Genomic DNA, 12,728 nt, shown 5'->3' on the forward strand with positions numbered 1-12,728 from the left:
AAGATCTCTGCCTATTAAAACGGCTTACTGAATAAAAAACGGCAATAATCAAAGTGATGACATCAAAACTGATAAACAAGCGTCAGCTGATAATCACCACGAATTAGATTAGATTATCGTTTTAAATGAAAAGAAGGCCATCAAGGTGTAGTCCGAATCCTCGATTGCCCGTTAGTAGCATAAAGAATTTGTTAAGGATTATGACCTTGGTAACAGACAACCAGAGTGCGGCGCAGCAAACTTTGAACGGTTCTTAATCGGAATGTTTTGGAGACCACCGATGACATGGGAAGCACATAGTTTCGAGGCTTGGTCGCGTGTCGGACGGACCGCGAAAGGCGGCGATCTCCATTCGTCCCGGCCTCGTGCGGCAGGCAGATCGTCGAAGCGCGCGCTAGACTTTGTCATCGCAGTCACGGCGCTGATCCTGCTTTCCCCGCTTCTGTTGATCGTCGCAATGATCGTGAAGATGAGCGACCGCGGCCCGGTCTTCTATTCCCATACGCGCATCGGCGTCGGCGGAGCGCCGTTCGGATGCCTCAAGTTTCGCACGATGAAGACCGATGCGAGTGCTCAGCTTGCCGAATTGCTGCAAAACAACCCGGCTGCGCGAAGCGAATGGGAAGAGACACGCAAGCTGAAGGACGATCCGAGGATCACGACCGTCGGTGATATCCTCAGGCGGTCGAGCATCGACGAGCTTCCCCAGCTGATCAATATCGTGCGTGGCGACATGAGCCTTGTCGGCCCCCGGCCGATCACGGCCGAGGAATTGCCGCGCTACGGCGAGCATATATGGGCCTACATGGCCGTCCGCCCGGGCCTGACCGGTCACTGGCAGACCAGCGGGCGCAATGATGTCAGTTACGAGTACCGGGTTTCCCTCGACGTTCACTATCTCAACAACTGGTCGCTCGGCCGGGACTTCATCATCATTGCCAAGACCATTCCCGCTCTGTTTTCGCAGCGCGGCTCGTATTGAGCATTCATGGGGAGAGCCGGCAATCATGCCTGGAGTCGGAAGACACGCTACTTCCCCGTCCCTCCAAGCTGCCATTACCTGGTTACTCCGTGAGCTCGCCATTTTGGATTAGGACGACATGACCTCAAGCACGATCTTCAGCGGTGTTTCTCCGATATCCCTGCCTGCCGCAGCCACCGGCGGGAATTCGCCGCTCACCTTGCGGGATATGCTCTTCTTTCTCAGAATGCGCTGGCTGTGGATTGCGGCGACGACTTTCGCTTTCCTCGTAATGGCAGGGAGCTACGTGCTGACCGCCGAACCGACGTTCGTTGCCAACACGCAACTTGTGATCGTCCCCCAGGTCGGCGGCTCCGAAGCACAGAGGGCTTTCGCGGAAGACGCGTTCATCGAGGGACAGTTGGAGATCGCCAAATCCAGCGATGTCGTCGGTGGAACGGTAACGGCACTTGGTCTCGATACCGATCCTGACTTTGTCGATCAGACGCCTTCGCTGCAGGATAGGGCAAAGAGCTGGTTGATGGGGGTTTCTTCCGAACCGGATACGGCATCGCAGGAAGCGGCAGGCGCAGGACCGCGTGACAGACAGCCGCAACAGCAGATCGAGGACGGGCGGATCCATGATCGGGCGGTCGCCACGCTGCTGAACATGATGGGAGTACGCCGGATCGGGAGTTCGACGATCATCGAGATATCGGCTGCAGCGTCGACCCCGCAGCAGGCCGTCGACATCGCCGACACGCTGGCCAGGCAGTATATCCAGAAGAATATCGCAATGAAGGCCAATGCGTCCCGGCAATACAGCGAATGGCTGACCAGATTCGTAAGCGAGCAGCAGCGCGGACTGGCCGAAGCTGCCAGTGCCCTGGCCAGCTTCACGAGCAATCCGCGCGATCAGTTCAAGCTTGCGGAGCTACAGAGCGCAACTGACGCCCGCCGCACCCTTTATGAAAATACTTTGAATCAGCTGACCGAAGCCAGGCAGCGCATCACCTACCCGGTGTCGGATGCCACGATCGTCTCTCGGGCCACCCTGCCTCTTTCGAAAGCCAGACCACGCAGCACGCTCATCATCGCCTTTGCGGCGGCGGTTGGTCTTGGCGTCGGCTTCGCACTCGCCTTGATAAGGCACGCTGGCGATCGCCGGATCGTCCGGCCCCATCAGATCTCGGAAGCCGGTGGGCTGCCCTTTGTCACTTTGCTGGCGACATCGAGGACCCGCAATGGTCACTCTGCGCGTTTCCCCGCCGGTATCGGCAGCAGCGGCACCGGAGCCGCCTATCCTGCTATTCCAGGCATGGCGGAGCTGAGCGCGACGGTCGTTGGTCTTCGGCGCAAACGTCGGGTCGTCATTGGAATCGTCGCCGTTAATCCCGGCAGCGGGGCATCGACCATCGCATGCGAACTTGCGGTGCTCTCGTCGATATCAGGAGCGCAGACGCTGCTGATCGATGCGGCTGCGCAGAAATCGTCGCTCAGCAAATCGATCGCGCCCCATAGTTCCACAGGCCTCGTCGACGTTCTCGACAATGGCGAACTGATCCAGACGGCGGCATTGCCCCTCACCCCGACGCTGAAATTCCTACCCCTCGGCAAAGTCGAAGCGGTGACGCCGGCCATTCGCCTCAGTTCCCGCCGCACGCAGTTGAGCTTCGCCGACTTGAAAAAGGAGTTCGACGCCATATTCGTCGACATTTCCGCATTCTCTGCTTCGTCGGATGTCAATGCGATCGCGCCGGAACTGGACGGTGTCCTCGTGGTCACCTCGCACGGGCACACCTCGATCGACGACACCATGCACGTCATCGAGACCCTGCGGAATGTCGGCGCGGAGATCCTCGGCGCGATCATCAACCATGCACCGAAAAGAATAGAGTCATGACTTCACCTTCTGCAGAAGCAACCCGGCAGGACAGCCCGATCGGACCGGCGCCTGTTCCTTGCGGCGCTGAAGCCATGGCGGGCCGCGCGCGCCGCCCATTGCGGCTGGCTGTAGGGATTGCTTCGGCAGGCCGCCCCTCGATACTCAAGGAGACTGTCGATTATCTCACGGCCCTGCCGGACCAGGCCGAGCGGCTGATCGTCTGCGTGCCCGTGATCGACGACGCCGCCGGCCTCGCCGACCGCCTTGATGTGGAAGTCATCGTCGGCAGCCGTGGCCTGACCTCCCAGCGCAACAGGATTATCCAGGCCGCCGCCGCCGACACGGATATTTTGATCTTCCTGGATGACGACTTCATTCCCGCCGCGACCTTCCTGTCGCGGATGGCGGCTGTCTTTGCAGCAAACCCCGACGTGGCGATCGCGACTGGCGAAGTCCTGGCCGACGGCATCCTCGATGGCGGCCTCAGCATGCCAAAGGCCCTCCAGGTTCTTGAAACAGCCGGTGAAGGGGCCGAGCAGGTGACGGAGGTCTATAACGCCTACGGATGCAACATGGCGGTTCGCCTTTCACCCGTTCTCCAGCACGCGCTGGCCTTCGATGAACAGCTACCACTCTACGGCTGGCTCGAAGATGTCGATTTCAGCCGGTCCATCGCCCGCTACGGCAGGTCCGTGCGTGTCGAAGGTGCTCGCGGCGTGCATCTCGGCGTCAGATCCGGGCGCCAGCCCGGCCGAAGGCTCGGCTATTCGCAGGTTGCCAATCCTGTCTACCTGATCCGGAAGGGCACGATGTCGAAGAGCCGTGCTGTCGCACAGATCGGCCGCAACATCCTGGCGAATACGCGGGGTCTATTATTCAATGACCGCCTGATCGACCGATGGGGACGCTTGAACGGCAATTTTCTGGCGCTTTCCGACCTTCTTGTCGGCCGCCTCTCTCCGTCCCGCATCCTGGAATTCGGCAATCACGCGCCGCGCGAAATGCCTTCGCCGTCGATCGCAACGAAACGGAGATAGCAGACAATGCAGCGCACATCCTTGTCCGTTCGCCTCATCTCCATCGCCCTTGCCTTGCTGGTATTTTCCGGCGTGACCGGCTGGAGTGTCGCCCATGCGGAAAACTATACCCTCGTGCCGGAAGATCAGGTGAGACTGCGTGTCGTCGAATGGCGGTCGTCGGATTCCCGGTATGCCAGCTGGGAAGCCCTCGGCGGAACATATACAGTCGACGATGCCGGTAATCTGGCGATTCCGATCGCCGGCCAGGTGCAGGCCATCGGCAAGACGACGGAGCAGGTTTCCGATGCGATCGCCACCGCGCTCTCCGAAAAGGCGGAACTGCCGGGAAAGCCGTTCATCGCCGTGGAAATTGCCCAGCATGCGCCGATCTTCGTAACCGGGACCGTGCAGACCCCCGGGCGTTATGCTTTTGAGGCCGATATGACGGTCATGAAGGCCGTCAGCATCGCCGGCGGCTTCCTTCGGGAGCGCGAAGAGAATACCGTCTTCGAGCGCGACCGGATCGAGGCTGCCGGCGCCTACCGAACGGCCATTCTCAACCGGCGTGATCTTCTGATGCGCCAGGCGCGGTTGCGCGCCGAGATCGCCGGCGAACAGAGTTTCGAGATCCCTGCAGAACTCGCCGGAACACCCGATGTGGACAAGCTGAAGGCGCAGGAATTGAACCTGATGCGGCTGCGACGCGTCGATATCGAAAGCCAGATCGAAGCGGCAAGCGACCTCGCCCGTCTCTACGGCCAACAGGTCCAATCACTCGAGGCCAAGATCAATTCGCAAAAGCGGCAGATCGACCTTGCGCAAAAGGAACTGGATAATGTCAACAGCCTGGTGAGCAAGGGTCTGGTCAGCAATTCCCGGCAGGTCACGGTCGACCGCGGCGTTGCGGACGCACAAGGCACCCTGATCGATCTCGAAGTCGCCCTGACCACGGCTCGCCAGGGGCTCAGCGAAGCCGATCGCTCGAAGATTAATATCGTCAACCGGCAGAACAGCGAAAACCAGGAGCTGCTCAACCAGGTCAATCTCGCGATCGGCAGGGCTGCGATCGACATCCAGGTGGCCCAGCTTCTTGGCGAACAGGCTGGCTACAGCGCGCAACTCGCCCAGATGAATACGGACGTGCCGGGTCTTGGCAGAGCGCAAAAGAACTACAGGATCGTGCGCCGCAACGACGATGGCACCTATCGCAACATCGAGGCGGACGAGACGACCAGCTTGCGGCCGCATGATGTCGTCGAAATCGGCATCGACACGGATCTCCAGACGCCGTCGCCTCCGCTGCAGCTGCAGTCCGCGCCACAGCAGCAAAGCTCGGCAGTCCCGCTGTCTGATGTAGCAGGCGACAATCACACGGCTCCCGGCTGGATATCCCAGACGGGATCGAATTAGGGGGCGGTCGTGACCATGAACGACAGCTGGCGGCTTTCGCCTCGGGCATTGCGTCGGAAGGCGGATGCCGGTTTTCGGCAAACCCGATGCCTCCGCCGCTCTCCGTCCGGATCGGGATCTGAAGCATGTCGATAGAACCGATCGGCTTCATCGTTCTGCTGCTTGGCCTGCTCAGCATGGTCAACGGCGCGCGTTTTGCGATCACGACCCTTTGCCTGTCGACGCTGCTCGGAGCGGCCGCGGCTCTGCAATTGCCCGCACTCGGCGGCAGCAGCATCCAGCCAAGCCATCTTCTCGTGCTTTTTCTCGTGGTAGCCGCCCTGCTGCGCCCGGCTCAAACACAGGCGACGCTCGCCAGCATGGCCTATCCGGGTCCCGGTTTCTGGTTTGCCGCCTACATCCTGTTTTCCGTGGCATCATCTTTCTTTTTGCCGCGCATCTTTGCAGGCGCGACCCTCGTCTACTCCTCTGCACGCGACACCACGGGCATGATGTCGACGGTGGCCGCTCCCCTGTCGCCGGGTTCGTCCAATCTCAGCCAGTCTGTCTATCTGCTCGGCGACCTCGCCTGCTTTGCCGTCGTCTCGGGGCTTACCAGGCTCGGCTATGCCCGTTTCATCGCACTGCAGTTAATCGTCGCCTCGATCGCATGTTTTACCCTGGCATTGATTGATATCGGAACATTCCTGACCGACCAGTCCTACCTGCTCGATGTCATCAGAAACGCGAACTATACGATGCATACGGCCGAGACGATCAGCGGCTTCAAACGCATCGTCGGCCCGTTCCCCGAAGCAAGCACTTATGGCGCAGTCGCATTAGCCTATTTTTCCTTCACGCTTCTGCTCTGGCTGGAGCGCGTCCAAATCCGTATGGCAGGACTTGCAACGCTTTTCATCGGCCCGACGATCGTCCTCTGCACATCGACAACCGCTTATATTGCCGGCATTTTCGTTGTCTGCATGTTCGTTCTGTTTTGCCTGAAACGACTGATTAGCGGCCCCGCCAAGACCCCGCATGTGGCTTTCCTGGTGATCACGCTGTTTTTGATTCCCTGCGCCATCGTCGCACTCAGCCTTGTCCCCGATGCGTGGAATTCCATCGCCGGCCTGATGAGCACCACCTTGTCGGACAAGCTCCAATCGCAATCCGGTGAAGAGCGCACCGCCTGGAATACACTGGCATTGATCGCATTCGTCGATACCGCCACCTTCGGCGCCGGGCTCGGCACGGTTCGGGCCTCGAGTTTTATCGCTGCGTTGCTCTCCAATGTCGGATTGACCGGCACTCTTCTCTTCGCCGCCTTCCTGTACAGCCTTGCAAGGGCCTCCGGCCGGCACATGTCAGGCGATCGGGAGACGCAAGCGATCGGAAACGCTGCGGTTATGGCATCCATCGCGCAGGTCGCCTCCGCGGCGATCTCGGGGAGCGGCACGGATCTCGGCTTGCTGTTCAGCACCACGGCAGGTCTGGCGGCCGGCTGCCTGGCAACCAATACCTCTCCCCGGCGCGCGACCCGATCGCTCGCTAATCGAACCCCGCTGGAGGCATCGACATCTCTGATGAGAGCGCCGATGTTTTCAACACGATGACGCCCGCTTTGGAACTCCGCCAGGGCGCGGAATGGCAATCTCGTCGAGCCATCGGCGTGCCCGCATTGGGCCGAAGCCGGCCGGCCGCACCGCATCTTTCAAGGATCGCCTGTAAAAGCAGTCCATCGAATAAACGCCGTCGGAGGTCAGTCGCGGAAGGCCATGTTGCAGGCTTTATGTCGACGTCAGCCTTGCGGGTGTTCGCTGGTGGTCGCGACGCTATCTGCAACGGAATTGTTTTCGCGCAGCTTGGCACTGCGCCGCAAAAGCCCCGACAGGAACACGCCTGCCAGATAGCCGATTTCCATGAGCACGAGGATGGCGATCCCGGAAAGCATGGCCGCGATCACGGACGACCCGCCGGCAAAAGCCACGCCGCCGAAGCCGATTGCCACCAGGATTGCAAAAATCGCGAAAGCCCAGGCGCGGATGGAAGCCCCGGCAGCGATCGAAATCACGGCTGCCCCGAGTGTGGTGATCAACATGACAATCCCCCTTCCCTCCGCATTCCGACAAGGGTCCCGGCACCAATCATCGTACCGCGAAACAACATGTCGAAACATAGCCTTATGACAGGCAAGGCACTCTTCATGGTGAATATCTCAACAATGAAACATACAAAAGCCGCCGACAGCCAGACACCGATTCAGCACCAGCGCACTGGATGCTGGCCTATATATACCGAACAGGGCCTTCATATGGCAGACCCGTCGGCTCAATTCACAAATGGTCCCTCGCCTCGCAAAGACAATACCGATTCACTTGTATTGCGCCCAATCGGAAAGGTGATGACATGAACAACCAGTGCGTCGTCTACGTCACGGATGTCGAGTATTCATTTCCGACCATTCTCTCGGCGCTTCAAGCTCGCAAATTCGCAAGCCCTGCGACCGACGTCTGCGTTCTGATGTCGGAACATCTCGACAATTTCGAAGAGCTGAAAGCCCTGCTCGCAAGGAGTGGGGTCATATTGACCGATGCGACCGAAGCGCTGCAGGACTCGCTCGGCAAGCTCGACAATTCACATTTCCAAGGACGCATCAGCGTCAGCACAATGGCCAAGCTGGTCCTTTGCGAGATCCTGCCTTCCAACTATACCCAGATCATCTACCTCGATGGGGATACCCAGATCGTCAGCGATCTCGGCGCGTTCGAAAGTGCCACTGTGCCCGAGGGCAGGTTTTTCGCGGCGCGCGATTACACGGCGATCCATGACTTCCTCGACACCGGAAGGGACAGCCACTATTTCAACGCAGGCGTCCTGAAATTCCATCGAAACGGCTGGATCGGGCAGGAGGCGCTCGAGCTTTTCGCTAGAAATCCCGAGGCCTGCGAGGGCAAACATGATCAGGGCGCATTGAATTACGTCTGCGGTTCATCGCTGATGCTGGTATCGAACCGCTGGAACTTTCCTAAACAATTCCTTCATCTGGTGAACATCTCCTCCTTGTCGATCGTCCATTATATGGCGCATCCGAAGCCATGGCATGGAACTTTCTTTCCGTGGACCGATAAGGAAAGCCAGGTATACGTCGACCTGCGCAAAGCACATCCGATTTACAACTCGCTGTATCGCGGGATAACCTTCGATCGGAAGATGCTGTATAAATACCGGTCTATACGGGCGCGCATCGAGAACGCAATTGAGAAACAAGGACCCAATCCCAGGGTCCAGAGCCTGCTGGTTGGCGACTACGCCGTATGATGATGTATTGTTGGTCCGACTTGAATGTCCGCGTGACTGAACTCAGGGTCGCCGGTCGAGCCGTGGATTTGCAGACGGAAGCGCAAAGTATTCATCCATTCATTCCAGGAATGGATAATCTTCAGGACAGAATATGAGTTATAGGGCTTCCGCCGTCAGTATCTCGCATTACGTGAAAGCCCGTCTGCGCCGGTCGCTCAAGGCTCGGCAGGTTCGCTATGACCTGCTGCGCAACGGGCTCAAGCAGGCGCGCCACGTCGTCATCTGCGTCATCCGTGACGAGGGGCACCGGTTGGCCTTCTTCCTTCAGTATTATCGCGATCTCGGCTTCGAGCACTTCATCTGTATCGACAACGGCTCGACCGACGGCACGGCCGAGTTGCTGTCCGGCTTCGACGATGTCTCCCTTCTTTCGGCCCATGGTTCCTACAAGGCGGCGAGGTTCGGAAACGACTGGATCAACGAAGTCATTAACCGCCACTGCCGGGAGAAGTGGGTCCTGTATGTCGATGCAGACGAGTTCCTGGTCTATCCGCATTGCGACACACGGCCGATCGATCAATTGACTTCCTATATCGCTTCCATGGGCGGCCATTCCCTCCGCTCGGTGATGATCGACATGTACAGCCCGCATCCCGTTCTCGAAAACATATGCGAACCCGGTCGCAACCCGCTCGAGGTCTGCAATCTCTTCGACCGCTCCGGCTATGTGGCGCATTTCGACAAACGCAACTGGACGATATGGATCAAGGGCGGCGTTCGCGGGCGTGTCTATTTCCACGACCGGCTCTGGGACGGCCCCGCGCTCAACAAGATACCCCTCGTCTATGTGGCGGGTGAACGTCTGTTTCTCAAATCATCGCACCAGGTCTGGCCGCTCTCCCTGAATTTGGGCGACATGCGCGGAGCGCTCGGCGTATCCGGCGCCCTTCTGCATTTCAAGTTCCTGTCGACCTTCGTGCACAAGGTCGCCGATGCGGCACACCGGTCCCAACATACGGAAGAATATACCGTATACTCCTCAGGCAAGGACATGGATGACTTCGTCTACGACGATACGGGCACCTACAGAAGCTGGAAGGACCTGTCCGATCACGGGCTCATCCAAGGTGAAGGCTGGAAATACTGGAGGAATATTTCCGAGAGCGAAGTCTAAGTATGCACGTCGGCCCAAAATGCGCAGCGATTTTTAGACGACGTGCATGAAGACAAGCGGTAACACGCCAACCTGATCTGTCCGCCTGCTTCGCCTGACTATCAACTCGCACTGTCATCACAAAACCCGCCGGCGGCGGGTTCTGTCGAGGCTTTCTGCCGTTCCGTCTTTTATTGCGGCAACGCCTCAGGCGAGACCCGCCCCCTCGGCATAAGCCTCCAGCGCTTTCCGATTGAGAATGCGGATTTTGCCCTGTGTCCCGTCGACCACTTTGCTCTCGCGCAGGCGCCGCAGGCATTGGTTGACCTTTTCACGCGACGCCGGAAGTGTCGCGGCCAGCTCATGCTGGGAGATGATCAGCTCGTCGCCGCTATTTTGCGCATCCATTCTGTACAGGGCAGAAAGACGCAGCAGCGTCCGGGCCAGTCTCTGTCTTAGACTCGATCCGGCATTGGAAATGATCCGCAGTTCCAGTTCGGAAACACGCGCCAGCGCCTTCGACAGGATCTTCACCTGAAATTGCGGATCGTTCGCACACAGGTCCCGCAGCAACCGACCGTCGAAGTAATGCAGTTCGCAATCCGACGAGGCTCGATATTCCAGGCTGAGAGACTGCTTGCGGAGCACCTCCAATTCGCCGATCAAGCCGCCTTTCGGAACGATTTCCACGATGAACTCTCGTCCATCGGCAAGCGGGGTGCTTGCGCTTACCATTCCGCGCTGTACGCGGGCGAACACGTCGAGGACGACGCCGGCGCCGGCAATAATCTCACCGCGGCGAAACTTTCGAACACTCGAGCGGCAAAACGGGAACTCGTGATCCAAATCCGCCCGGCCGCCGTAAACAATAGCTGCAGACCCGCAAGTAACCGCTTCGCTTATTCGCACCGCGTTTCCTCTAGCTCTGTTGTCCCTGGTACTGATCACCCCGTCCATACGCACAACTCCACACAGACTAAATAACTTATTATCTGGAGCGACATTCGTAATAGATTAAATTAGAAAGTCAAACAATGATAAAATAAAAAATTCGTGCTCAAACTATACATTATTATGAATAATCCTCATCTTTATATATCATAAAATTCATATTGAATTCTATCGCAGATAAGTCTTAGGGGCGGCATGACGATTTTTATACAATTTATGACAATTGCCCGCCTGCAGAATACATTTGGCAAATATAATAACAACGCCGAATTTTAAAATAAATCTAAATAGATTTCTGCTATATAGTCAAAAGAAAAGGTAATACTTTTAATATTCGCAAGAATTTCTTAAGAGAGTAAAGAATTTATTCATGATCATGACCTCGGTCACAGACATCAAACTTGCATTAAAACAAAGCTTTGGCTGTGATTTCTGGAATTCGTCTAACGGAGACGCGGGTGGCGGGAAAAAATCAGGGCATCAACCCAACCGGACCTTGGCGGGATTTCGCCAGGGCTCGACAGGAAAGGCGTCCATTCAATTCGTCACAACCCCGTCTGATCAGCAGAATTCTGAAGCGCGCATTGGACATCATCATTGCGGCAAGTTTCTTATTCTTTCTGTCACCGCTCCTTCTGTCGGCGGCAGTCATCGTCACGCTAAGTGATTGGGGCCCTGCTTTCAATTCTCATCGCAGGATCGGTTATAAGGGAAAAGAGTTTGGTTGCCTCAAGTTTCGGACGACAGGATCCGACGCAACGACCGACGCGCACGTTACGGTCGTCGGCGATATTTTGAGGCGATCGAGCCTCGACAAGCTGCCGCAATTGATCAACGTGTTGCTGGGTCAAATGAGCCTCGTCGGGCCTCGCGCCATTACCAAAGAAGAGCTGCCGCATTACGGTGAACATGCCTATGCCTACATGGCCGTCCGTCCCGGCCTGACTGGCCATTGGCAAGCCAGCGGGCACAACGACGTCAGCTATCGGAATGGAATTTCCCTCGACGTCGAATATTTGTCTAAATGGACGCTCAGGCTGGATTTCGTGATCATGGCAAAAACGCTGTCGGCGCTGCTTTCCCGGCACGCGTTGCTGCCCAAAGTCGATTCCTAAAGCATGTCGCGTAAAACTGTGTTGCGGTTTTGCGATAGAGACATGCGCAAAACCAGAGACTAAAGCGCGGGCCAAGCGGACCTAAAAGATCGCGCCGCGCTTTAGCACCCTGACATAGCGCAGCAGAGCATTCTGCCGCCTCGGTCATGTCATTACCCATGAGGACGCTTGCCGGTAACATGGGAGCGCTCAGTAATGGAGTTCTTTTTGCGGCGCTTTTGAATATGCCACAAGGAGAAAGCGAATAGACCCACCAGATAGCATATCTCCATCAATACAAGCACTTCGACGCAAGAAACGACCGCCTCCGTCAAGGAGGAACCTTTGAGCAGGATCACGCCGCCCAAGGCCGTGACCACCAGAAATGCAAAGATTGCAAAGGCCGAGGCCCGAATGGTCGCTCCGGCGGCGATAGAGACGGCAACCACGACGAGCGTGCTCTTCAGCATTATTCTGATCCTCTCTTCACACCTCCTTCAAGCCACCGTCAGCCCTCGATGACATGACAAAACCCAAAGTCGAAACGAAGTCCGATCAAAGTATTTTACCTATTGTGGTTAAAATATTGCTAACAGCAGCCTAGCAAATCGACGGAACAACGCCGGAGAATATTCGACTATTCATCCAGCGGGGCCGCTCTACCGATTAAACCCAAGAAATCCTTGGATATTGCGGTCAGATAGATTTAGGTATCTGAGGCTTATACAGGAGCCGATAATGCAGCTGCGGCGTTCTCTCGCCGAACTGAACACTCATTTGATATCCCTGAAAAGATGAATTTGGCCATAGGCTTACGCTCGAGCGCATATTCGCCTGGCAACGAACAGCCTTATGCTCGTCCGGCAAGCGTGACATCGACCGCATCAAGGTTGCGCAGCAGCCTACGGGAAACTCGGCCCATCGATGGACCCGGATACTTGTCCGAGGTGATCGGTCAGGCAACAGCGAAACAGGG

General features: G+C 57.2%; 11 protein-coding genes. 8 read left to right on the plus strand and 3 right to left on the minus strand.

What is annotated here, in order from left to right; genetic code table 11:
• Positions 1 to 280: 280 nt before the first annotated feature.
• The 5 genes from RWK44_RS10020 (at position 281) to RWK44_RS10040 (ending at position 6,867) form a co-directional block, all read left to right on the plus strand.
• Positions 281 to 982 (plus strand): sugar transferase, encoded by a 702-nt coding sequence (locus RWK44_RS10020; RefSeq protein ID WP_168284555.1) that lies wholly within the window; start codon positions 281 to 283, stop codon positions 980 to 982.
• Between the two features lie 118 nt (positions 983 to 1,100).
• Positions 1,101 to 2,864 carry a GumC family protein gene (locus RWK44_RS10025; RefSeq protein ID WP_168284556.1) on the plus strand — a complete coding sequence of 588 codons (1,764 nt, stop codon included), beginning with the start codon at positions 1,101 to 1,103 and terminating at the stop codon, positions 2,862 to 2,864.
• Positions 2,861 to 3,883, plus strand: coding sequence for a glycosyltransferase family 2 protein (locus tag RWK44_RS10030; protein ID WP_206116923.1), 1,023 nt, complete (start codon positions 2,861 to 2,863; stop codon positions 3,881 to 3,883). Before RWK44_RS10025 ends, RWK44_RS10030 begins: the two co-directional genes overlap by 4 nt.
• Before the next feature lie 6 nt (positions 3,884 to 3,889).
• Positions 3,890 to 5,275: a polysaccharide biosynthesis/export family protein gene (locus tag RWK44_RS10035; protein ID WP_168284557.1), complete on the plus strand. Its 1,386-nt coding sequence runs from the start codon at positions 3,890 to 3,892 to the stop codon at positions 5,273 to 5,275.
• A gap of 125 nt (positions 5,276 to 5,400) precedes the next feature.
• Positions 5,401 to 6,867 (plus strand): hypothetical protein, encoded by a 1,467-nt coding sequence (locus tag RWK44_RS10040; RefSeq protein ID WP_168284558.1) that lies wholly within the window; start codon positions 5,401 to 5,403, stop codon positions 6,865 to 6,867.
• Between the two features lie 185 nt (positions 6,868 to 7,052).
• Here the strand turns inward: RWK44_RS10040 and RWK44_RS10045 are convergent, their stop codons facing one another.
• Positions 7,053 to 7,352, minus strand: a complete 300-nt coding sequence (locus RWK44_RS10045; protein WP_077979160.1) for a hypothetical protein — start codon at positions 7,350 to 7,352, stop codon at positions 7,053 to 7,055.
• Positions 7,353 to 7,660: 308 nt separating this feature from the next.
• Between RWK44_RS10045 and RWK44_RS10050 the strand changes: the two genes are divergently transcribed.
• Both RWK44_RS10050 and RWK44_RS10055 read left to right on the plus strand, forming a co-directional pair.
• Positions 7,661 to 8,572 (plus strand): glycosyltransferase family 8 protein, encoded by a 912-nt coding sequence (locus tag RWK44_RS10050; RefSeq protein ID WP_131666182.1) that lies wholly within the window; start codon positions 7,661 to 7,663, stop codon positions 8,570 to 8,572.
• A 133-nt stretch (positions 8,573 to 8,705) separates the two neighbouring features.
• A complete protein-coding gene (locus RWK44_RS10055; RefSeq protein WP_316028738.1) occupies positions 8,706 to 9,728 on the plus strand; it encodes a glycosyltransferase family 2 protein in 1,023 nt (340 codons plus the stop codon).
• Between the two features lie 186 nt (positions 9,729 to 9,914).
• On the opposite strand, the gene RWK44_RS10060 is transcribed toward RWK44_RS10055, so the two are convergent.
• A complete protein-coding gene (locus RWK44_RS10060; RefSeq protein WP_077979163.1) occupies positions 9,915 to 10,664 on the minus strand; it encodes a Crp/Fnr family transcriptional regulator in 750 nt (249 codons plus the stop codon).
• 452 nt (positions 10,665 to 11,116) lie between these two features.
• On the opposite strand from RWK44_RS10060, the gene RWK44_RS10065 reads away from it, so the two are divergent.
• The gene (locus tag RWK44_RS10065) at positions 11,117 to 11,773 is read left to right on the plus strand and encodes a sugar transferase (RefSeq protein ID WP_131666185.1); all 657 of its coding nucleotides are present in this window, start codon (positions 11,117 to 11,119) and stop codon (positions 11,771 to 11,773) included.
• 152 nt (positions 11,774 to 11,925) lie between these two features.
• On the opposite strand, the gene RWK44_RS10070 is transcribed toward RWK44_RS10065, so the two are convergent.
• On the minus strand, positions 11,926 to 12,222 hold the full coding sequence (locus tag RWK44_RS10070) for a hypothetical protein (RefSeq protein WP_131666186.1): 297 nt from the start codon (positions 12,220 to 12,222) through the stop codon (positions 11,926 to 11,928).
• Between the last annotated feature and the right edge of the window lie 506 nt (positions 12,223 to 12,728).

The sequence above is a fragment of the Rhizobium sp. 25PS6 genome (assembly GCF_032464655.1).
Lineage (GTDB): Bacteria > Pseudomonadota > Alphaproteobacteria > Rhizobiales > Rhizobiaceae > Rhizobium > Rhizobium laguerreae.